The sequence below is a fragment of the Succinimonas amylolytica DSM 2873 genome, assembly GCF_000378405.1.
Lineage (GTDB): Bacteria > Pseudomonadota > Gammaproteobacteria > Enterobacterales > Succinivibrionaceae > Succinimonas > Succinimonas amylolytica.
Genome location: NZ_KB899638.1, coordinates 301128 through 323643 on the forward strand (window position 1 = coordinate 301128; position 22516 = coordinate 323643).

Below are 22516 nucleotides of genomic sequence, written 5' to 3' on the forward strand. Positions count from 1 at the left end.
GTTGCCCCGGAAACCGGAACACTTTCCCCGGCAGACAAAATCCGCATTGCCCGGGAAAAAATGGCCGCTCTGAAGGCGCAGAAGGCCGGATCCGGGAATAACAGTGAGAAGTGAATCCCGGAGAATAATCACCGGCAGAATTTTCTGCCCCGCTCCGGAATCGCTCCATGAGATAAAGAACACAAAGGAATTTAACACATGAACAGCAGCTTCACCCTGGAAAGTGCCCCGCATGACCTTGGTATAACCGCCACCGGCAGGATTATGAAAATTCTGCTCCTGTCCCTGATTCCGGCGGTGCTGGTCAATATTTACCTTTACGGCTTCGGGGTGCTTATCAATATCCTGCTCTGTCTCGTTTCCTGTCTCGTAACCGAGGGGATCCTGCTCCGGCTCCGGAAACGGCATCTCAACCTGCTGTGGCGCGACAGCTCCGCCGCGGTTACCGCCGTAATTCTGGGACTCGCCCTGCCGCAGCTCCTGCCATGGCACCTTTCCGTTATCGGTTCCGTATTTGCCATTGCTCTCGTAAAGCATGCCTTCGGAGGGCTGGGACAGAACATCTTCAATCCCGCTATGGCGGCCTTTGTTTTTCTTCTGATAAGCTCCCCCGTGCAGATGACCAGCTATGTTTCTCCGGTTCCCGGCAACTGGAATCATCTCACATTTTCCAGGAGTGCCGCCATCATGTTCGGAAACTCTGCCGCCCGCGATGCCGCCCGCCGCGAAACGCAGCAGGCAATACTGGAAAGTCTGGAGCTTCCGGGAGACCGTCATGAGTATTTCCGGCTGGCAGACAGCTTTACCGGCCCCACCTTTCTGACTGATGCCATGCACGAAAGACCGGTTCCTTCAAATCCTGACGCCTCGCTTCAGGGCTGGACCGAGGGCACTCTCGGGACCGGCAGTCTTCCCTGGCTTTTTATCGGACACATCGCCACGGCCCTGGCATTTCTTCTCGGGGGACTGCCTCTTATAGTACTCCGGATTATTGACTGGCGCATTCCGGTATCCTTTCTGTCTGTTACCGGCGCTCTTGCCACAGTATTCTGGCTGGCCAATCCCGATGCCTTCCTCTCCCCTTTGTGGCATCTGGTATTCGGAGCCACCATATTCGGGGCCTTCTACATCATTACCGATCCGGTCACTGCCGTGCCAAAGCCGCAGGGTGCCTGGATCTTCGGCGCCACGGTGGCCGTGTTTTTTGTAATAATCCGCAATCTGGGCGGCTACCCCGACGCCATGGCCTTCAGCGTGCTTTTGGGAAATGCCGCGGCTCCGCTGATTTCCATTCTGACCCGCCGAAGAGAATTCGGTGCCGGTTCTTCGCCTGAGGTTCTGCACGAACATGACTGATACACCTGAAAACCCCAAAATGAAATATCTCAAGGCCGGACTCACCCTGTCCGGGGTAACCTTTGCGTGCCTCTGTCTGATTTTTTCCGTCAGCAGCATTACCGAAGACGTTATCGCCGCCGGAAAAATCAATGCCCGGAATGCCAGATTCGCCAGGCTGTTCAATCCGGAATCCTTCGACAATGATCCTGCAGCTGACTGCCACCTTCTTCCCGGCCCCGGAAACACTTTCATGAGGGTTATGACCGTCCGCAAGGGTACCGAAACTGTCGGTTATATCGTAAACTACAGCGTTATCGGCGGCTACAGCTCCCCCTTTACCATGGTCGCCGGAGTCAGTGCTGACGGCACCATCACCTATACCGACATCGAGCAGTTTAATGAAACTCCGGGACTCGGCGACAAGGTACTCCGGAGCAGCGGAGGCTTTCTGGACAGCTTTGCCGGCGCATCTCTGGAAAACAGAAACTTCAACGTAAAGAAGGACGGGGGCGATTTTGACTACTACACCGGCGCCACTGTAACCCCGCGGGCAGTAGCCAGATCTACCGGCAGCATGCTGGAAAAGCTCCGGAAAGCGGATCCCGGAAGCTTCCCGGTCTGCGACAGCGAGTAACCCGTTTTGCGGATGAGATCCCCGGAGTAACGGGAACGGAGAATGCGGCTTATTTACAACTCAGGAAAAACAGGCAATGACGATTACGGAAATTCTGAAAAACGGCCTCTGGTCAAAAAACCCCGGACTGGTGCAACTTTTGGGGCTATGTCCGCTTCTGGCCGTATCCTCAACTGCGGTAAACGCCCTGGGACTTGGTATCGCCACCATCATAGTGCTTTCCGTCAGCAATCTTATGATCTCCCTGACCCGGAGGATCATCATTCATGAGATCCGCATCATTATCTACGTGCTTATCATCGCCAGCATCGTTACCTGCGTGGAGCTGCTGATGGAGGCCTACACCCCCGAGCTCTACCAGGCTCTCGGTCTTTATATCTCCCTCATCGTGACAAACTGCATTATCATTGCCCGGGCCGAAACCTTTGCCTCCCGTAACGGCATTATCCATTCCTTCACGGACGGCATTGCCAACGGCGCCGGATTTTCTCTGGTACTGCTGTTTATCGGAATGATCCGGGAGCTTGTCGGCCAGGGAACAGTGTTTTCCGGCATGGACCAGCTTATCGGAGATCTCGGAACAAACCTGAAGACCCAGGTTTTCAGCAGTGATCAGGGACTGCTGATTGCCATACTTCCGCCGGGGGCATTTATCTCCCTCGGACTTCTGGTAGCCGGTAAAAATTTTCTGGACAGCCGTTACCGCAAAAAGCGTCTCGACAAGAGGGAAGCAGAAATTACCAGCGTGAACTAGCGGTTTTGATCCGGCAGGCACAGCTTTTCCCTGCCGGATTTTCCTGGTGAAGCTTTAGCTTTCGCTCCGCATTTGCGACAGCCTGCCGTTTTAGTAACAGAAACAGCTGTTTCTGTACCGCTGCGCCGCCGGTTCTGCTATGATTTCCGGAAGGTATCAGGAGAAAATCGCATGACTGCTTCATCCATATCATCCATCGCCCACATAAATCTTGCCAAAGGCTTCCGCGGCGGAGAAAGACAGACCGTTCTTCTCATAAAGCACCTTAAAATCGCCCGGCCCGATCTCCGGCAGGTGCTTATATGCCACAGAAACAGCGCCCTTCCCGCATATCTGGAGGATGTTCCGGATCTGGACATTGTTCCGGTAGCGGGAGCCCTGGGAGGCCACTTTTCCGGCAGGGTACGGGCTGACATCTATCAGGCTCACGAGGCCAAAGCCTGCCATTGGGCCGCCATTCACCGGCTGCTTTTCAGAACCCCCTTCGTAATATGCCGCCGGGTTCCCCAGCTGGTGCGAAACAATATGTTCAACAGATTTGTATACCGGACTGCCGCAGCCACAGTGAGCATTTCCCAGTCCATCAGGGAATCGGTCATCCGGAGCTTCGGCAGGGATCTGAACTTCAGCGGCAGAATATTCCTGATCTACGATGCCATTACCCACCAGGAAGCTGATCCCGCACGGGTGGCGGAAATCAGAAAAGGCTATGCGGGGCATCCGGTATTCGGCCATATTGGCGCCTATGTAGACCGGCACAAGGGACAGCGGATTCTTATCGCAGCTGCCCGGGAATTTGTCAGAAAGCATCCGGAGGCCCGCTTTGTTCTTCTGGGAGCCGGCGCCGATGAGGAAACACTCCGGGCCGAATCTGCGGATGTGCCGCAAATTGAATGGGCCGGCTTCAAAAATGATGTCATGAACTATATTGAATGCATGGATTACTTTGTATTCCCGTCCCGCAACGAAGGTCTGGGCTCGGTACTGCTGGATATCATGGATCATAGGATTCCGGTAATCGCCTCGGACGCTGACGGCATTCCCGAGGTGGTCATTCATAACAGAACCGGACTCCTGTTTCCGAACGGTGACAGCGCTGCTCTTCTGGCAGCTATGGAAAGACTGTACGGAAACACCGAGCTGAAACAGACGCTGACTGCCGGCGCCGCGGAAAATCTCGCAAAATTCGCTCCGGAACACATGGCAGACCGGTACTGGAGGCTTTATCAGGATATTCTCGAAGGACGGATAAAATCATAGCAGCCCCGGAAGTGCCGCCGTCACGTATTCAGAAAGAGCAGCCGGCACAGGCTGGCTTCAGAGCTTCCCGGAGCGCGGAGGATCGGCATAGGAAAACTTTTCGGGGAGGCTGAGCTTTTCCCAAAAAGCCGAAACAGGGAAGATCCGGAACAGCATAAAGCTGGTCAGCTGGGTACCTGTTACCACCCGCTTGTATAAAAAAAGGCGCCGTCTGACGCCATTTTCCATATGATCTGCTAATTCTCTGCCGGCTTCGCATTCATTTCCGCCAGGAGCTCCCCCCACTGCCCGAAACGGGGCCCCTCCCGGATCTAGCGGGGTACGATGCTGTGCCGGAGGGCAAGCCTGGTAAGCTCCACATCGCCGCTGATCCCCAGCTTCTTGAACACCCGGTAACGGTAGGAATTTACGGTCTTGGGGCTGATAGCCAGCTTATCGGCAATCTCGCTGACCTTGTGGCCCTGAGCAATCATCACGCTGATCTGAAACTCCCGTTCTGCCAGAATCCCGAAAGGATTGCAGTCATCACCGACTTCATGCTTCCCGTTCCCCGGAAAGCGTTCCAGAGCCATACGCTGGGCAATGTCCGGCTCCAGGTAGCGTCTTCCGGCATAGACCTCCTGAATGGCCTTCAGCATTTCCTCAGGAGCCGCCCCCTTGGTGAGATAACCGGCTGCTCCGGCCTTCAGCACCTGGGCCGGAATGGGATCATCGGTATGCACGGTCAGCATCAGCACCCGGCTGTCGGGGTTATAGCGCAGAATGCGCTTGGTAGCTTCAAGACCGCCGATTCCGGGCATGCTGACATCCATCAGCACCACATCCACCTGATGTTCCCGGCACCAGGCTACAGCTTCTTCGCCAGTGGTTGCTTCCCCGAGAACCTTAAGTCCCCGGAAATCTTCCAGAATCTTTCTAATACCGGCGCGAACCAGATCATGATCGTCAACAAGGTATAAACTAATCAATTTAATACATCCCACAACGGACTGGACAGTTATATCCGGTCAGTCAGACCAATCTTCGCAGTGCAATACCGCTCAGAATCCGCGCTGCAGGCTGCAAACAAACTGCAGCGCACTGACAATTATGATCCTGAAACCGCCTGCCGTCAAACATCTCGGCAAAAAATTGCGATAATTATGAGAAAACAACATAAAAAATCCCCCGATAAGAACTGTTAAACAAAAGTTAAACCGGGGAATCTCATTGCACACCTGATTAGGAGGCCGGATTTTCGGAGTTATCCGCCGCCTTCTGGGCAGTGCCGCCGTTCTTCCCAGCCATCAGCGCATTTATCACATCCCGGGTGCCGGGACGCTTCAAAGGTTCGGTCATCTCGGGAGTACCGGCAAGACCGAGTGCCTCCCGGGCACGGATCTTCTTCATGCAATCCGGACAGGTACTGTAAACCCGTTCTCCGAACATGGTGAGATCGCCGTCTGAAACCGTATAGTTACGGGAACAGCTGTGGCATTTCACTATGGCGTTGATCCGGTGGAACTTCACGCGGCAGTCATGACAGATACTGCGGGATTCCTCGCTTCCCACCATGAGATCGCGGTAGCTTACCATAAACTCGCGGTTACAGCAGTCGCAGACATGCATCTTCCCACGGGTAGTAAAGCAGTGATGACAAAGTCCGTCAGTCGCCACCGCCTCCGTCTTGGTAACCGGGCATCTGCAGATCTTGCAGGGCACCATTTCCGAAGAATTACCGATATTCATCCGGGAAGGCTTAATCTCATAAGCCATAGGAGACAGCTTGTCCTGCTCGAAATCCTCCAGCCAGCGCTTCAGGAAGAAGAGCCAGCGGAGGCAGTCCACCCGGAGCTCGCGGTTATGATAGCCATAGTTCAGGGTATCAATAAAGGCCTTCCGGATATATTCCGGGAAGAAGCTCCAGATATAAAGGCTGATGTCCTTCGGGGCGGTCATTTCGTCGTAATAGTTTGTCGGGAAGCGGAATGCCGAGTACTGATTCTCCAGAACGCCCTGCCGTCTGCTCATTACATAGGGGGCACGGCCCAGGAAGAACATACGGAACAGCGCCTCAGCCACCACGTAGCGGTCTGAAAGCTCGTCAGCGCAGTTCTGCTCTTCGTCGTTAAGCTCCGGAGGCACAATGCCGCTGGACATTCTGGTATAGAGATAGTCACCGATCTGGCAGCGCTCCATATTGACAAAGGAAACCTCGTCGTCGCCGTCCACCACAATGGAGTTCATGTCCCCCTCGCCGATAAAGATCTTCATCTTGTTGAGGGCCACTACCTTTTCAACCAGGCTGATGGCCATCTTCACAAGATTCTTCCGGTTGATAATGACAAAGGAGGAGGAATCCAGTGATTTGCAGAGGCTCTGCAGCGAGGAGGTATTCTCCTTGCTGAGAACGCAGCCCACAATATCTCCGGACTCATTCTTGGCCAGAGTCAGCGGCCAGTCAATCCCCTTCATGGAAACCGGAGTTTCAATCATAGCCAGCAGCTTGGCAATCATATTGGCATTAAGAACACTGTTTCCAAAAATACGGATCACGGTGTTTTCGTCATTCTCAAAAATAGCCAGGCTCTGGCTCATTACCAGAGGCCGGTCCAGGGTCCGCCGCTGGTTATTGATAATTACCGTATCCCCGAAGGTCGGAATACTGATAATGCCGAGATCTACAGGCGGCTTGTAGGGCTTTCCGGTATAGCCGAACACATGGGTTTCCGCTACCGTGGTACGGGATTCTACCGCCGCATGCGGATCCAGAGTCACCTGAGAGGACTCCGGAGCTTCGGATTCGGGAACCGGAGCCCTGCTGGCAGTCTGGACGGCCAGCTCGGAATTGTCCGGAGCTTCCCGGGAAACATCCAGCGAAACATGTGCGCCGGAGGACAGGCTCCTCTGGGCCACCACTTCGACGGTCCGGGACTCCACTGCCTGGGTGACCGTAGTCCGGATCTGGGGCTTCGGCTGCTCGGAGGACTGCTGATTGAGGGCATTCACCCGTTCCATAATAGCCCGATCCACCGCGGCCAGATCCTGCACGCTGCGCTCTTCATTAGTCGCGGCATGCACCACCTTCTGACGCTGATCGCTCAGAAGCCCGGCATCAAAACCGGTAATCGCACCGGTACGGCGTCCGGTACCGGCACGGCGCTTCTTGACCATGCCTTCCTCGCTGCGGAACATGCTGGCTCCGCCGAGATCCCTCTTGACCTCCACTTCAGGACGCTGGCTGGCCTCAAAACGGCGGAGCTTTTCCTGTCTTTCCGGAGTCATAACGAAATCTTCAAGATCGGCAGAACCGGAAGTCTTTGCCTGGCTGGGGTCAAAGACGAAATCGGAAGTCCGGCCGTCAAGATCGTATTCCTCTATGGCCTTGACGGTATTAATCTGCCGGATAAGCTCCTCATGCTCCTTCTCCTGTCTCTCCTTTTCAGCCACGGCAGCATCACCGCGGGCCATCTTGTTGATTTCACGCTTTCTGGCAAACTTTTCATTATCCTCTTCATTCATCTTGAAGACGGAGGCCTGCTCGGTCAGCTGGAAGTTAGTAGGATCATGCTTCTCCTTCGGCTTCTGCCATTCCAGCTTCTGCAGCCGCTCCTTCTCCTCAATATCGCGGAGTTCGGCACGATGCTTCTCGATGGCGTCCATCTGATCCTGATTAAGAGTAAAGCCGGTGGTATTGCCGGAAAGCTCAATGGAACGTCCGTTCTTCTCGGCCTTCTCGGTCCTGACACCACCCGCAGGCTGCGCAGGCGGCTCGACAGAATCAAGCTCGGCACGGGAACGCTGCTTGTTCTCCATCTCCTCGTTCTTCTTCTTGAATTTATCAAGAATACTGCGCTTCCGTTCCTTCTTGGCTTCCTTCTCGGCTTCCTCGCGCTGCTCCTTAATCGAAGAGTTCTTCTTCATAAGATCCTGGAAGAGCTCCTCCTTGTTGATCCTGGGGGCATTGCGGGCAGCCTCTTCGCGGGCCAGGCGTTCTTCCTCGGCACGGTACTTTTCACGGAGGCGGGCTTCCTCCTCGGTAATTGCCAGTTCGTCCGGCGTATCGTCCTGCACTCCCATAAGAGCCACATCAGGCTTGCCGGAATTAAGCTGACGCCCTTCCGGCATTACCGGATTAAGGGTATCCTTAACAACCAGTTCAGATTCCGGAACCTCGGAACAGCTCTTCGCATTCTTCTTAAGCTCCTCGGAACGGGAACGGTCAAGAGCCTCGCGCATGCGGATCGCAGCCTGTTCCTGCTCCAGGCGGGCCTTCTCTTCGGCTTCGCGCTGCAGTCTTTCCTGCTCCCGGCGCTTCTCCAGTCTGGCCTGCTGCTCCGGGGGCAGCGTAAAGCCCACGGCGCTGCCCTTCAGCTTAAGATTGCGATGGCCGTAGGCATTTTCGGTCTCCTCCTCGACCTTCTTCTTCACCGGCTTGGGGATCTTGCGTCCCAGGAAGGTTTCCATATTGAAGGCCCCGGAGGAGGCAGGCTTCGAAGCGCCATTCCCGCCGGAGGAGGAACCGGAATTCCCGGCCTTAGCGGCTGTGCCGGCCAGAGATTTCAGAAGATCTGTCTTGCTGCTGAATTCCGGAGCCCGGGGAGTAGTTTCCGGGGCACTGCCGGAAGCGGAATCATCCTCCGCAGCAGCAGGACGGGAGTCCGGCGCATCGGCCGCCACCAGAAGATCGTCATCCAGACTGTCAGAAGCGGAATCCTGTTCCGTGGAAGCAGAAGGCACGGCCTCTGCTTCCGGCTCCGGAGCCAGAGAAGCGGCAGTCTCAGTTTCCGTACCCGGCTGGAGAGACGAGCTTTTCCGTCCCAGGAGAGTATTTATGAGGTCATCCTTTCTGGAGAGCTTTGCCTCACCGGACAGAGTGTCATCCTGTGAAGCTTCCTCCGGATCAGAAACCGGGGACGCTGCTTCTGAGGCCGGTGCAGCGGAAGTCAGCGGAGCGCTCTCAGTTTCTTCTGAAGCCGGATCCTCTGGAGTCTCTTTCTGCCCCAGGAGAGCATTTATGAGGGTATCCTTTCCGGAGGGCTTTTCCTCTCCGGAAAGAGTGCCGGCCTCTGGAGTCTCCTCCGGGGCAGAAAACGGGGACACGCCTTCCGGAGCCGGTTCTGCGGAAGTCAGAGCAGCGCCCGCGGTTTCCGTAGCCGGATCCGCGGCAGACTCTTTCTGTCCCAGGAGGGCATTTATGAGGTTATCCTTACCTGAAGAGCTTTCCTGAGCCGGGACTTCATCGGGCAGAGAGGCCTCCTCCGGAGCACTTTCAGAAGCGGAAACCGGTTCGGGGCCGGCCTCCGGGGCTTTTGGAGACGGGATCTCCGCTTCCGGCTCTGCGGGAATATGAGCGGGCTCCGGCCCGGAGATGGTCTCGGGTTCAGAGGCAGAATGAGCTCCCTCTTCCGGTTCACCAGAGGAGACGGTCTCCTCCGGCACCTCTCCGCTAACGGGTGCTGACGGTTCAGAGGCGGCCGGATTTTCTTTACGGGAACGGAAGCCGGCTCTCAGTGCCGCAAAGGACTTCATAAGCTCGGGATCCTCCGGAGCCTCTGAAGAAGCACCAAAGTCCGGATCCGGCGCAGTAACCGCAGCGTCCGGGGCTGTATCCTCCAGGAGAGTCTTCCCGGTAACAGTGTCCGCAGCAGTCTCTGCAGGAACCTCCTGAGGAGCGGGGGCCGCATTAGCAGAAGAAATGGGTTCCAGAGACGGAGCTTCCGGGTTCCGGAGCGGCAAAGGATCAATGCGCCCGCTTTCAGCAGATGACGTTCCGCCCAGAGAAGGCGCTCCGGGGTTCAGAATACCGGTTCTTTCACTGGAAACAGTACTGCTTCCGGAGAAGCCGCCCAGAGAAGGTGCCTCGGGATTCAGAATGCCGGTTCTTTCACTGGAAACAGGACTGCTTCCGGAGAAGCCGCCCAGAGAAGGAGCGCCGGGGTTCAGAATGCCGGTTCTTTCACCGGAGACGGCGCTGCTTCCGGAAAATCCGTCCAGAGAAGGAGCGCCGGGGTTCAGAATGCCGGTTCTTTCACCGGAGACGGCGCTGCTTCCGGAGAAGCCGCCCAGAGAAGGAGCGCCGGGGTTCAGAATACCGGTTCTTTCACTGGATCCGGCCCCGGGGCCCGAAACACCGCCAAGTGCCGGGGCGTTGGGATTCTGAATCATGCCGTCAGGATTAAGACTCGCAGCCGGAGCCGCAATTCTGCCGCTGCCGGAAAGGGGGGAGCTGCTCTCAGGAGCCCTGCTGCGCTTCTCAAGAGCCGGATCAGGAGGAGCAATAGGCTTAATCACCCGGCCAGGACGCGAGAGCCGTTCACTCTGCTCCTTTTCCATTTTTTCCTGGCGCTTTCTGCCTTCCTGGGCAAGATCCTCAATTTCGATTCCCTCTCCCGTGAAGGCATCACCGCTTTCAATAGGAGCCACCTCCACCGGATTAAGGGATACAAAGGACTCGGTAATCAGGTCGTCAGCAGAGGAGGAGCCGGTATTCCGGGGAGCGGCATTGACACCGGTGGCAGTCAGCAGGGGATCCGGATTGACCTCCGCTCTCAGAAAGTCCGAATTCTCAATAGCGGTAACAGCCGCCTGAGCCACCTCGGCAACCTTCCCGAAATCCTTTCTTACGGGACGCTCAGGAAGCGGAGCCGGAGACGGAGCTACTGCCGGAGACGGTTCCGGAACAGCGGCTGAAGCGGGTTCGGCGTTCCGGGCTGCATTATCCTCAAAGCCTTCCCGGAATCCGGTCACCGGCTTCTTGCGGGAATCCTCATCACCGAACAGGGAAACGGTGCGGGACTTGTTCTTCTGGGAATGAGAGCTGCGACCGGTGTCAAACATCCCGGATACAGGGTCAAACGGACGCTTGCTTTTCTGACGGGGAACATTGGGAATGATGGCATCCATCTGCCCCGAAACTCCCTTATCCGGATCTATGGTGCCCATATCGACATGAGGAGCCGCCAGTCCGGGATTTACCACTTCCTGAGCCTCGGGAATGTCAATCTGAACACTGTCGACCGGCTTGTTCATCGGTGTCACCACCGAGCCGTCATCCGGTTCGCGCTTCTGATTCTTCAAGAGAGCGCCGACTCGTTCAGAAGATACCAGAATGCTCTTCGATTCCTCCTGTGCAGAAGCGATTTTTTCCTTCTCAGCAATTTTTTCATATTTATCGAAACTGTCCTCTTTAACCTCACCGGCCAGGTGTTCAAAAAGCGCCAGAATATCACGGCGCCACGGGCATTGGAAATCGGCGGTAATCCTGCCGTCAGAATAGGAAACCGGCAGCACCGCTCTTCCTGAAAGATCCGCATCATTGAAGTTAAAAAAGACTCCGGCCCGGGCAGGGGTGAAGGTAAGCACCGCCACATTTCCCTGCGTACGCAGTTTCTGAATAGCCTTCTCATCATTCTTGAACCGGAGCTCATCTCTGACCTCTGCTGTGTTTTCATGATTGAAATGACCGTAAATGCGGTGCACAGCACGGCTGATTTCGCCTTCCTTTCTGGCTTCCTCCAGCTGGCGGTTAAGAACATAGATAGTAAAAAGATGCTGATTAAGCACCAGCGGGGCCGAGAGATCCTCAAGGAAGAAAGAGGTCCACTCAAACTTAAGGGAGCTGATATCGATAACAATGTGTCTGATCGTTGCTGCCTGCATGGGAGAATTTCCGAGGGGAACGCTCTTTTTGGGACGGATTCCCGGAAAATCCTGCATTTCGGCAGTTTCGGCAATGGTTTTAATATAAAGCTGGGTCAGTTCCTGAAAACGGGGGGCTCCGAACACGGCATCAGCCAGGGGGCGGTCCTGGGTAATCAAAAGTACATTGTCCTTCTCAAGAAGCGTGCTTATCGCCGTTTCGATATCCTCGCTGTCCAGACGTTCCAGACGTCCGGAGTTTTCGATACGCTGCATGCTGGCGTGAAGCTTGCTTTCGTCTGACAGCGTCTTCTGGGCACCGGTAACATAGTCAGTATTGACCACCACTTTTCTGTTGTAACGTCTTAAATACTGGGAAGAGTCGCCCAGAAAGCGCTGAAGTTCGTCAGGATGCTCAAAGCATTCGTGGTCTACGTATATGATGAAATCACGTACCAGTGCCGCGAGATGCATGTTAACGGTATCCTTATTGCTAGTCATACTAAAAAATTCCCTGTAACAACTGACATATATCGCCGTCTCCGTTTCGGAGATCTCACGCGTAAATTAATGGAGAAAGCCCACCCTATCCTGCTATTTTGCCAAAGACGCGCAAAAAGTTTTTTATAACAGATCACTATATTCAAATTTTTTCGCCGGGAAACGCTGATTTTTAGGGAGCTGCAGAAAATTCACCCCCTCCGGAGCCCCAAAACCGCCCCACTGCCATAAACTCCCTACATGAAAAGCAGCGGCGCTGCCAGAATATCCAGTGCCAGGAGGCACAGAAGCACGCTGCCGACCCCGGCGCACAGAAGGAGCTTTCCGGGTTTGACCGGGATTTCCCCGCGATAAAAGCGCCGGAGAGCTCCCTTGACCGTGAAAAAGCGGCAGCACAGCCAGGTTCCGGCCAGAACCGCCACATTGCAGGCGGCCAGAAGAAGAGTGAAATTCCAGGAGGTATAGATTATGGCCACGGCAGCACCTGAAGCCAGCACCGAAAAAAGTGCCGCCAGAAAGGTTCCCCGCACCAGCCGGCGCTGATCCGGGTAATCCCGGGCGGTAAAGATTCCGAAAGCGCCTCCGGATACTGCCAGGGCCCAGATGCCTAAGATCATCAGAATGAGGAAGGGGGAGGCCACGAAGGATTCCGCCCAGAACAGCGCCTTATCGCCGTATTCTGCGGCCAGGGACAGGTATTCCCCCTGAAGCTGGGTCATGGTAACGGCACCGAAGTCCAGCCCCAGAATTACCGAAAGCACCGGCCCAAGAAGTTTTTTTACCAGCACGGTCAGTGCGGCATGCAGCACCGATCCGGCATTAAGCACCGCAAAAACCAGAGCCAGAAGCGCCGACACCGGGACTGCGCACAGAACAAAAAGCTGGACAAGCATGCTGGAATGAAGGCGCCGGGCCCGGAGCTTCAGGGGATCTCCCAGGGACTTTCCGGGAACCGGAAAGCGGCTAGCTTCCGAAAGCTCCCCTGACTCCGGAAACAGCGGTTTTCCGCAGAGGGGGCAGTAGTGCATCCAGGGCAGTACCGGAACGCCGCAAAAGCTGCAGGGAACAGTATTCCGGCTGTCAAAGCGGCGATAGGCATCAAGATAAAAAATCATTTCTGACCGCTTCCCGGCCGGAAACGGACAGCTGAGTCCCGGCGCCGGGAAGCGCCTCTGCAGGACGGACAGACGGAACCTCTCCGGAAAAATCCCGGGATCCGGTGGAGGTGTTGGCCAGGATGGGATCCTCGGTCATGAATCAGCCCTCATGAAATGCGATGCAAAATCCAGGATTGCCGGCAGTCAGACTCCTTCAGGAGCGTCAGAAGCGGCCTCCGGAGAAATGCCGGAGTCAGCCGGCTCAGCCTGACAGGCTCCGGCTTCCGGAGCCGGGGCGGACTTTTCATTTATAGCCCGCACTCCGGCAATAATGTAATCCACCATGGACCAGATGGTAAGAACCACCGCCAGAAGCAGCATCACCAGCGCCGCATACACCATCCAGAGATCATGGCGCCAGATTAGTCCGGCAATGGCAATCATCTGAATGGTAGTCTTCCATTTGCCGATCCAGCTTACAGCCACCCGGGCCCGGCTGCCGATTTCGGCCATCCATTCCCTGAGTGCGCTTATCACAATCTCCCGGGATACCACCACAATGGCGCAGAGGGTAATGAAAACACTGATATAGGGGAAATAACTGGCTTCGTACTTGCTGTAATGACTGACCATAAGAATCAGGGCCACACAGACCATGATCTTGTCTGCCACCGGATCCAGGAAGGCGCCGAAGCGGGAGCATACCTGCCATTTTCTGGCCAGGTAGCCGTCCAGAAGGTCAGTAAGGCAGGCAATGACAAAAATCAGTGCCGCCACTAAATTGCTAAAATTAAAGGGAAGATAATAAAAAAGAACATAGAAGGGAATGAGAATCACCCTGAACATGGTCAGCGCATTCGGGATTCTGTACATCATTGCGTTTTTATTGTTCTGCATTCTCCATCCCTCTTCACAGTATCCGGAAGAACCGGTTCCGGCGGCCCTCCCGCGGGAATTATACACCATTCGGGAAATGATAGGAAAACCGCTGTCAGGAGACACCGAAAAAAGATCAGCGGCTTTCCGGTCCCCGTTTCCTCCCGGCATTCTGCTAGCAGCGGAATTAAGGGGAGGCACGGGCCCCTGTACTACTTCCGGAACACGGTAACCGCCACGGAAGCATCTCTCATAACCGGCATCTGCAGAGGACACCAGGAATAGATGTTCACGTTAAAGCTGTCACCGCCGGAAAAGCTTTCTCCCCGGAAAGCGTTGGTCATGTTTCTCCAGCCGGAACCGGAGCTCTTGCCCAGAAATACCGCATGAAGGGGCTTCAGAACACTGAGGGTGTGGGAGGGAGACTTAATCTCGGTCTGCAAGCGGGACAGTGCCCAGAAGCTGTTTTCCAGAGTGGGACTCAGAAAGTCAAAGGACACTCCGGCACAGTCCAGATTATTGGCATACTCATCGGCGCTGAAATCTGTCTTCCCGGTATCCAGCACCACACTTTCTATTTCGTAGCTGGTATCGGGATCCGCTCCGTCCAGATTAAAGCCGGAGAATACACAGGTATAGGAGCTTGCAAAGTAGCTGTCGGCGAACAGCGGCTGGCAGGACACCGTCTGCGAGCGGAATTCCAGGGGATCTGCCCCCCGGATACGGCATCCGGAATCGGAGGCGCAGTTCAGTGCCAGATCCACCGCCCGCTCCGCATCCGGAATTCCAAAACCGTAACGGTTGCTGAAGCGGCGTCCCGAGGCATTCTGAATCCAGCCCTGATTCACGGTAAGGCCCCGGTCCCGCACCACCTCGTCTCCGTTCATGCCGGAAATCTCGGTATCGTTACGGGCGCTCTCCGCCAGCACATGACGGAGCTGCCAGAGCGTGAGATCCGGATTGGCCGACAGTGCCAGAGCCGCCACTCCCGTTACCAGAGGTGCCGCCCCAGAAGTCCCCGCAAACATATTGGTATAGCGATAGCAGGAAATCTCCTGAAAAGGATTCTTCCCCTTAAGAATCAGGGAATAAACCAGCTCCTGTCCGGGCTCCCCGCTGCAGGAAAAGTCCTGATTAGCTGTAATAAGCGCCGGATAGTAATCATCACCGGACGGGGCAGCGAGCAAAAGACTGGAGCCCGGCGTGGAATAGGAAGTACTGGATCCGGTGGGAGATACCGCTCCGACAACCACTGTGGCCGGATAGACTCCGGGTTCGTCATAGACCGAGGCAAAGCAGGACACGCCCTTTTCATGGCAGTCACTGTATTGCTCAAACTGCTCATAGCCGTTTCCCGACGACTTGACCAGAAGCACCCCCGCATCGGCCACCATGTCCAGCGACGCCTGTAATGCCGCATTTCCGGAAAAAAACGGATTAAGAGCACCCCAGCTCCCATTGGCCACTCTAACGGATGGCTCATCCTGAAAGGCGTTCATAAAGAGCTCCGTCAGCCGGGGGATAGAGTCGTAATACCCCTCATAGGAAACAATCTCTGAAGCAGGAGCCACCCCGCAGCCGCCCTCAAAATTTCCGCAGCTTCCGGCGATAAGTCCCGCAACGTTGGTGCCATGAGGTTTCTGATAGGAGCTGTAAACATGCTCCGCCCGGAACTGCGGCCTGATATCGGGATGCGTACTGTCCACGTGAGTATCCACCACCGCCACCGTAGCCCCGGCACCTGAAAATCCGCGCTGCCAGGCCCCGGGAGCGTTCACGTCAATGCCGCGCTGCGCACTGGGAACCAGTTCCCGGAACCCCTTCTGACTGCCGGTGCTCAGAAGATGCCAGCTCTCCTGAAGCAGCGGATCCGCGTACAGCGCCACCGGACGGGAATGCAGCCGGCAGTCGCCATCATACCAGGTAATCGTGTCCGCCAGTGCCGGAACTCCCGCAGGATTCCCGGCATAGGCCGGATCCAGAGAATAGACATAAACATTGTCCTCCCCCAGATAAACTCTGCCGTAGCGGCCGCCGGAACGGATTTTTTTCACAAAGGGAAGCGGCACCTCCCGCCGGGCTCCGGTAAAGGCATCAATACCGAGTACCACCCGGTTACCCCGGAGATCATTAATCTCAACCTGGGAGGCATCGCACTCCAGCGTGGTATCCGCCCCGCTGTTGTCATCAATAATCTCTATATAGTCATCATCGCCGGAGGAGCCTTTTTTAGAAGAGCCGCCGCCGCAGGCTGCCAGAGACAGCCCTGCCATAATGGCAACCGCTGCCTGAAGGCGCCGGGAAACAATTCTGGGAAACATGAAATGCTCCATAAAATCAGGGCCGCGGCAGTTCCGTAAACGAATCACCGCGGCAAAAAACTATCTTTCAAAAGCCCGTACAGTAACCGAACCGCCCGCCATGGGATTTGCCAGAGGACAGGTGGAGTACAGATAGACTGTCACCGTGTCCCCGGATCGGAAATCCTCTCCCATAAAGGCGTTGGACAGCAGTCTTAAAGGCGTGCCGTCCCGGCTCCCGGAATAATTGGCATAAAGCGGCTTCATGATATTCCGGGTTCCCGCAGGAGATTCCACGTCGATCTGCACCTCGGCCAGAGCCTTGCGGTTGTTAATGCTGGAGGGCTGCTCCAGGAAGGAGGCTCCGGTACAGAAATCCGTAACGGACACGGAGGAGTCCTGTGAGGGCTTGAAGGCCGTGGCTCCGATATTGACGGTAATATTCTCAATATCGTAGGTCTTTGAGGAATCATAGCTGTTAGCCCGGAAGTTCCGGAAAACGCACCGGTAGCCGGAACTCAGCATCACGTCACCGGAAATGTCCTCGCAAACCGGATCATCATTGGAAATAAACTCCACCGGCTCCTGGCCCCGAATCCGGCAGCGCTCGTCATTGCGGCAGTCCGCAGCCTTGTCAACTGCGGCGGAGACATCCACAAGACCGAAGCCGTAGCGGTTGCTGAAGCTGAAGCCCGCCCGGTTTTCCACCCAGCCCTTGTAAACATAGACCCCTTCGTACTTTACCGTCACTTCAGGATTTTCCGTAGGCTTTCGGGCAGTGCCGGCCAGAGCATAGCGCACCTGCCACACGGTCAGGGCGGGATCCCGGGACAGCACCAGCGCCGCCGCTCCGGACACGAGGGGGGTGGCCGCCGAGGTGCCGGAAAAATTGTTCCGGTAATCGCAGTCGGGATTGAGATAGACCCCGTCATATTCCAGAGAACCGTTCATAAAGGCCGTGGTTTCGGTTCCCTTTGCCGCTCCCAGAGAGCAGCTTGTCATGTCAGCAGAGATAATCCCCAGGGTGCCGGTAGAGAACTTTTCGCCGCCCGGAGCTGTCACCAGAAGGTTGGATCCCTCATCCGAGTATGAAGCGTGAGAACCGTCCGAAGCCACTGCTCCCGTAATGATGCTGGCCGGATGAATATCCTCCTCCACGTTCATGGGAAGATGACAGCTTATTCCTCTGGAGGCGCATTTGCTGACGCCGCGATTATTGGCGAAGTAGTTGCTGGAGGCCTTTACAAAAACCACCCCGCTGTCCGCAAAATCATCCAGAAGCTGTCTCCGGACAGGTGATGACTCAAAATACGGTTCGGTAACGCCCCAGCTGTTGTTAATGACTCTGATGTCCGCATCCTCGGCAATTTTGGTATAGGCTTCAGACATGTAGGATCCCAGGAAGGGAATATAGCCGATGACGCCCCGGAGTCTGGCATTGTAGGCTACCCCGCGCACCCCCTCCAGGTTGCCGGCCACGGCACCAATCAGAGAGGACACTGCGGTTCCGTGTCCGGCTGTGTTGTTGGAGCTCAGCCTGATAGTGGGCCTTTCTGAAAGATTATCCCTGAGATCCGGGTGATTTTCCTCCAGGTCGTCGTCAATGACGGCCACGGTAATGCCCCGGCCGCTGACTCCGTCCGCCCAGGCTTTTCTGACATTGAGATCAACTCCCGGAGATGATACCGCACCTTCCTCATTGTAGGCAGTCTGGGTACCCGTACTGCGGAGATGCCACATTTCGGGCACAAACGGATCCGAATAGAGAAGCACCTTCCGGGAATGCAGCACGCAGTCCCTGTCATAGTAGGTAATCTCGTCGGCGGTCTCGCTGAAGTCATCAGTAAGGCCGGCGGCATCAAAGGTATAAACATACCGGTTGTCGGCTCCCAGAGTCACCTCTCCGAACCTGCCGCCGTCCCGGATCTTTTTAACAAACGGGAGGGCTACGGTACCGGGACCGCTCAGAATATCGAGACCGGAAACCACACGGTTATAAAGCGCCGTATCGTCGACGGTTACCTGGGTTCCGGTACATTCAAGTGCGGGATCCGCCCCGGTATTGTCATCATCGGGTCCCGGGTCAGGCTGGGGATCCGGCTGCGGCTGAGGCTGGGGCTGCGGATCCGGCTCGGGATCCGGAGCGTTATCATGGGAGGAACCGCCGCCGCAGGCCGCCAGGGCTCCCGACAGAAGCGCCAGCATTATGGCGCGGGAAATTTTTCCGGTTTTCATGACAGACTCCTACTGAACTTCAGCTCTGGTGTTGTAATCAATATCAGGATTCCATTCCCTGACACCGGGAGCAGTGCTGAGAAGGCGCACGGCATCCTGCCAGCCGGCAAAGCTGTCCACGATTACCCGGTAGCCCTTCCGGGACATCTTTTCGGCCTGGGGGGCCAGCTCGTCCGGAATGCAGTTCTCCTGCGTGCGGCATCTTACATATACGGCATTCTTCAGAACACCCCCGAAAACGCTCTGGGGTACCCGGACGAAGGCAATGCCCTTCCCGGGAACCGGGTCCGGAGCCGCGGCAGGATAAACCACACTGTCGGAGCCCCAGAAACCCAGAACTCCCTCCGGGAGCTCGCCATCTGCAGTTCCGGCCGCAATGCGGTAGCCGGTCCATACCTGAAAACGGGTTCCCGCAATGTCGACAGTGAAATCACCGGCCAGAGCACCGGCGGAAACTGAAAGAGCGGCCAGAGCACCGCAGACGAAAGATTTGACAAATTTCATTTCAATACCTCAGCAAACTAGCGGACATGGGCAGGAAACAGCGTTTCCCAAACTCCCCGAAATCACTTAAAACCCTTATTGCCCTTTCTGTCATAAAGACGGACTTCCGACCCCGGAGCGGCATCAGCGGTACGGGATACCAGGCTTGACACTTCATTGACCTTGTCAGTGCTGCCGGCCTCGGCGGTACAGCCGTTCGTCTTCAGAAACTCCTGAACGCCATCCTGGGCTCCGTCCCGCTCATCACTGGACAGCTTCTGGAGCAGACTCTCGCCGCGGGAATTTCTGGCTCCGCAGGATTCGGCAGCCATATACCACCGGTAAGCCTCACGGAACATCCGGCCATCCTCGTAAAGACGGGCCATATTCTCCATGGCCTCGGGATACTTCTTTTCAGCAGCCTGGGCATAGTACTTCATGGCCGCCTGAATATTGGACTGGTTCTCGGAATCCGGTGCCAGCTTCCCCTCATAGGACAGGTTGCCCAGAGTGTTGTAGGCCTCCGGCATGCCGCGGGATGCCGCCCGGGTGAAATAATCATAGGCCTTGGCATAATCAGGCTCCCTGGCCCGGAGATAGTGCTCTCCTAGACGGTAGCAGGCCCGGGGCTCGTTTACCTTGCAGGCATCCCTGAGAAGATTCAGGGCGGCATTCGTATCCCGCGCCACCCCCATCCGGCCATTCTCCTTAAGGGTTGCCAGATAAAGCGCCGCCTCGGTATTGCCGGCCTCCACCGCCGTATAAAGGTAGGACACCGCCTTACGGTGATTCTGGGCAATGCTGCCCATGCCGTCACGGTAGACCTCATAAAGGATGCACGGGGCCACCCGGGAACCCTGGCGCATGGCCAGCTCGAGAATCTTCACACCCTCCTCGGGTTCGCTGACACCGTACTTGCCGCTGATAAGAAGTGCCCCGAGACGCTCGGAGGCTTTATAGTCTCCGGCCTGGGAAGCCTTGTCCAGAAAATAGTAGCCCAGTCTCCGGTTTTCCTCGCGGGTTTCCTGGGATTCAGCCTCGTTTTCAGAAAAGCTGAGCCGCCCCTGCACCAGGTACTCGCCGAGATCCCGGGAGGCATCGTTCTGCCCCCGGAGAGCCGCTTCCCGGAGAAGAATGGCCGCCTTCCGGAAATACTCCGGGGTCTGATAGCGGTGGAGATAATACTTGGCCAGATAGTACATGCCGTTGACGTTCTCGCCGTCAACGGAACGGATCAGCCACTTGAGCCCCTCTTCCTCGTTGATCTCGATATCGTTACCGATAAATCCGGTGAGATAGTCCAGCCCCATGAGGTTTTCCGCATTGTGAGCGCCATAGTCGGCATTGATACGAATCCACTTCCGGAAATTTGCCCGGGTTTCGGGAGTATTGTTTTCCTGATATTTTTCCCGGGAAATGGTGAGCATCATGTCGGCAGCCAGATGATTGCCCTTTTCCGCAGCCATGCAGAAGTACTTCTCGGCCAGCACCGGATCTCTGACAAATTCCTGGAAGCGGTAGATCCAGCCCAGGGTATAGGGTGCTTCCGCATCCCCCTCTTCCGCCACCGGCTTCAGAAGATCAATGGCCCGGAGGTAATCCTGCTCGGTAGGATTCTTCTTCATGACGAAATACATGCCGAGCTGCTTCCGGGCGGCATTGTTACCGGCAGTAACCAGCTCCTCCAGAACAGGCAGAACCTCGGAAGCCCGGTTTCTGCCAATAGCCAGGGCGGCATATTCCAGAAGGCTTTCGGGATCCCAGTGCGCTACGTCCTGACGGTAGTACTCGAGAGCCTTGTCGGGATCCTGCCCGATGGAGCCGGCGCCCCGGGAATAAACCCGGGCCAGCTTCAGAATCGCCCGGTGATCGCCTGAAGCGGCCAGCTCGCTCATAACCGCCAGCCCCCGGGTCTGATCAGAAAGCGGAATCATGGCATCAATGTTTATCAGAGCTTCGGTATAGCGGGACTCCTGGTTTTTCGTATCGGCGGAACAGTACTTAAGCGCGTCTCCGTAATTCCCGGCCTGAAAGTTTTTCTGGCAAAGCTCGGCATTGCTGCCGCACCCTGAAAGCATGGTCGCCACGGCCGCGGCCAGAATAGAGAGACAAAAACCTGATTTCATACCTAAAATTCCAAAATACTGCCTGAACATCTGCGCTGATTTTCTGCCTGCGGTTAAAATCTGCAAAAGCAGCTCACAATAAAATACCAGTTATCGCGTGATTATATTACAGAGCACACCCGGAGTCGCATTTTAAAAAGCGTTTTAGGGGATCGGGTCACGCATTTTTCAGGGATGGCGGAAAAACGGGAACCGTCTCCCGGAAAAACATGCTCCGGGAGGGAAAAGACACGGGGGAAAAGGGGGACCGGTGCCTCCCCGGCAGTTTTTGTATGCGATCCCGTACCGATTCCCCCGTGCTCCTGTCAGGAATTACAGAGGCTTTGAAACATGGGGCCAGGCCTCTTTCATTGATTTCTGATTTCTGATTTCTGTTTTTTTATTTCATTATCCCGGCAGACGAAGATTGCTCCTCACATCCTCTCGATAAGGCACTCATGCTCCCTGGTGCCGGAATTGTAGCTAAGCCCGATAAGAAGAACCTCTCTTTCGTCTCCGTCCTTACGGTATCTTCCGGCATAGTCCTGTTCCTTTATCTGCTTCAGGGCCGTCTCCGCGCTAGAGTCCCGTTTGAACTCCACAATCATGATCGGGAGATCCGTTCTGATCTTTGGCACAAAAACCAGATCCGCAAAGCCCTTCCCGGCCGGAAGCTCCCGGAAGCTGTCATAGCTGCTCTCAGCACACCACATAAGCCCGGATATGAGACAGAACGCCAGAGCCTCCTCCCGGTTGTATCCGATAACGGAAACATAGGAAGAGTTATGGATGCTGCCGACTATTTCCGCAGTATTTGCGGCATCCCGGGATCTTATGGCCTGAAAGAGCCTTTCAGAACGTGCGATAACAGGCATGGCATTGTACCAGGGCTGCTCCCTGACAATGTCGATGAGAGTTTCTCTGATTTCCCTGTTCGGAACGTAGGCATAGCGTTCGGTTCCGGAAACTGGCTGGCCGCTACAGCCCAGATAGCCCAGACAGACCAGCAGAGAAAATATCTGATCCTTCTTGGTCAGGGAAACCATGTCGTTCTGAAAACTGCTGAAATTGAAAGAGACAGATCCCCCGGCAATCATGCTCAGAATATCGTCTTTAATGCCGTCAAAATTCATGTTTATGAGGCGGATTACCTCTTCATTTGACGACGTGCTGCTCCAGTAATTGCTGCACCTGTTTCTGCTGACGGCCTTACAGACAGAATTAGGATTGTAAACGTCAATAAGGCGGTATTTGCCACGGTTATCATTGCTGTTTCCGTCAGCCTTATTAGCGTTATCATCTGCGTCATTTAC

At 55.6% G+C, this 22516-nt stretch carries 14 protein-coding genes; 4 read left to right on the forward strand and 10 right to left on the reverse strand.

The window, feature by feature from the left end:
• Window positions 1-198 precede the first annotated feature (198 nt).
• The 4 genes from F557_RS20200 to F557_RS0114140 all read left to right on the forward strand — a co-directional run bounded on the left by F557_RS20200 (window position 199) and on the right by F557_RS0114140 (window position 3986).
• Window positions 199-1356: an RnfABCDGE type electron transport complex subunit D gene (locus F557_RS20200; protein WP_019002871.1), complete on the forward strand. Its 1158-nt coding sequence runs from the start codon at window positions 199-201 to the stop codon at window positions 1354-1356.
• Window positions 1349-1972: an RnfABCDGE type electron transport complex subunit G gene (locus F557_RS21480; RefSeq protein WP_019002872.1), complete on the forward strand. Its 624-nt coding sequence runs from the start codon at window positions 1349-1351 to the stop codon at window positions 1970-1972. Before F557_RS20200 ends, F557_RS21480 begins: the two co-directional genes overlap by 8 nt.
• Before the next feature lie 76 nt (window positions 1973-2048).
• A complete protein-coding gene (locus tag F557_RS0114130; RefSeq protein ID WP_019002873.1) occupies window positions 2049-2726 on the forward strand; it encodes an electron transport complex subunit E in 678 nt (225 codons plus the stop codon).
• Window positions 2727-2897: 171 nt separating this feature from the next.
• Window positions 2898-3986: a glycosyltransferase family 4 protein gene (locus tag F557_RS0114140; RefSeq protein ID WP_019002875.1), complete on the forward strand. Its 1089-nt coding sequence runs from the start codon at window positions 2898-2900 to the stop codon at window positions 3984-3986.
• Window positions 3987-4297: 311 nt separating this feature from the next.
• On the opposite strand, the gene uvrY is transcribed toward F557_RS0114140, so the two are convergent.
• The 10 genes from uvrY to F557_RS0114200 all read right to left on the reverse strand — a co-directional run.
• Window positions 4298-4954: a UvrY/SirA/GacA family response regulator transcription factor gene (gene uvrY / locus F557_RS0114150; RefSeq protein WP_019002877.1), complete on the reverse strand. Its 657-nt coding sequence runs from the start codon at window positions 4952-4954 to the stop codon at window positions 4298-4300.
• Between the two features lie 253 nt (window positions 4955-5207).
• Complete coding sequence (locus F557_RS20210) at window positions 5208-12107, reverse strand: C1 domain-containing protein (RefSeq protein ID WP_019002878.1); 6900 nt, start codon at window positions 12105-12107, stop codon at window positions 5208-5210.
• Between the two features lie 236 nt (window positions 12108-12343).
• A complete protein-coding gene (locus F557_RS0114160; RefSeq protein WP_019002879.1) occupies window positions 12344-13222 on the reverse strand; it encodes a hypothetical protein in 879 nt (292 codons plus the stop codon).
• A complete protein-coding gene (locus tag F557_RS22365; RefSeq protein ID WP_019002880.1) occupies window positions 13206-13361 on the reverse strand; it encodes a hypothetical protein in 156 nt (51 codons plus the stop codon). Before F557_RS22365 ends, F557_RS0114160 begins: the two co-directional genes overlap by 17 nt.
• A gap of 47 nt (window positions 13362-13408) precedes the next feature.
• Window positions 13409-14077, reverse strand: coding sequence for a CDP-diacylglycerol--glycerol-3-phosphate 3-phosphatidyltransferase (pgsA, locus tag F557_RS20215; protein ID WP_169335210.1), 669 nt, complete (start codon window positions 14075-14077; stop codon window positions 13409-13411).
• A 215-nt stretch (window positions 14078-14292) separates the two neighbouring features.
• Window positions 14293-16401 (reverse strand): S8 family serine peptidase, encoded by a 2109-nt coding sequence (locus F557_RS0114175; RefSeq protein ID WP_169335206.1) that lies wholly within the window; start codon window positions 16399-16401, stop codon window positions 14293-14295.
• Window positions 16402-16461: 60 nt separating this feature from the next.
• Entirely contained in the window at window positions 16462-18615 is a 2154-nt protein-coding gene (locus F557_RS0114180; RefSeq protein WP_019002883.1) for a S8 family serine peptidase, read from the reverse strand.
• A 9-nt stretch (window positions 18616-18624) separates the two neighbouring features.
• The gene (locus tag F557_RS0114185; RefSeq protein WP_019002884.1) at window positions 18625-19119 is read right to left on the reverse strand and encodes a hypothetical protein; all 495 of its coding nucleotides are present in this window, start codon (window positions 19117-19119) and stop codon (window positions 18625-18627) included.
• Window positions 19120-19181: 62 nt separating this feature from the next.
• The gene (locus F557_RS0114190; RefSeq protein WP_169335207.1) at window positions 19182-21224 is read right to left on the reverse strand and encodes a tetratricopeptide repeat protein; all 2043 of its coding nucleotides are present in this window, start codon (window positions 21222-21224) and stop codon (window positions 19182-19184) included.
• Window positions 21225-21637: 413 nt separating this feature from the next.
• Window positions 21638-22516: PD-(D/E)XK nuclease domain-containing protein (locus F557_RS0114200; RefSeq protein ID WP_019002887.1), on the reverse strand; the 879-nt coding region annotated here is incomplete at its 5' end.

What these genes read in the sequence shown, in the direction of transcription:
- F557_RS20200 (WP_019002871.1), top strand. Translation starts at nt 199, where the DNA reads ATGAACAGCAGCTTCACCCTGGAAAGTGCCCCGCATGACCTTGGTATA.
- F557_RS21480 (WP_019002872.1), top strand. Translation starts at nt 1,349, where the DNA reads ATGACTGATACACCTGAAAACCCCAAAATGAAATATCTCAAGGCCGGA.
- F557_RS0114130 (WP_019002873.1), top strand. Translation starts at nt 2,049, where the DNA reads ATGACGATTACGGAAATTCTGAAAAACGGCCTCTGGTCAAAAAACCCC.
- F557_RS0114140 (WP_019002875.1), top strand. Translation starts at nt 2,898, where the DNA reads ATGACTGCTTCATCCATATCATCCATCGCCCACATAAATCTTGCCAAA.
- F557_RS20210 (WP_019002878.1), bottom strand. Translation starts at nt 12,107, where the DNA reads ATGACTAGCAATAAGGATACCGTTAACATGCATCTCGCGGCACTGGTA.
- F557_RS0114160 (WP_019002879.1), bottom strand. Translation starts at nt 13,222, where the DNA reads ATGATTTTTTATCTTGATGCCTATCGCCGCTTTGACAGCCGGAATACT.
- F557_RS22365 (WP_019002880.1), bottom strand. Translation starts at nt 13,361, where the DNA reads ATGACCGAGGATCCCATCCTGGCCAACACCTCCACCGGATCCCGGGAT.
- pgsA (WP_169335210.1), bottom strand. Translation starts at nt 14,077, where the DNA reads ATGTACAGAATCCCGAATGCGCTGACCATGTTCAGGGTGATTCTCATT.
- F557_RS0114175 (WP_169335206.1), bottom strand. Translation starts at nt 16,401, where the DNA reads ATGTTTCCCAGAATTGTTTCCCGGCGCCTTCAGGCAGCGGTTGCCATT.
- F557_RS0114180 (WP_019002883.1), bottom strand. Translation starts at nt 18,615, where the DNA reads ATGAAAACCGGAAAAATTTCCCGCGCCATAATGCTGGCGCTTCTGTCG.
- F557_RS0114185 (WP_019002884.1), bottom strand. Translation starts at nt 19,119, where the DNA reads ATGAAATTTGTCAAATCTTTCGTCTGCGGTGCTCTGGCCGCTCTTTCA.
- F557_RS0114190 (WP_169335207.1), bottom strand. Translation starts at nt 21,224, where the DNA reads ATGAAATCAGGTTTTTGTCTCTCTATTCTGGCCGCGGCCGTGGCGACC.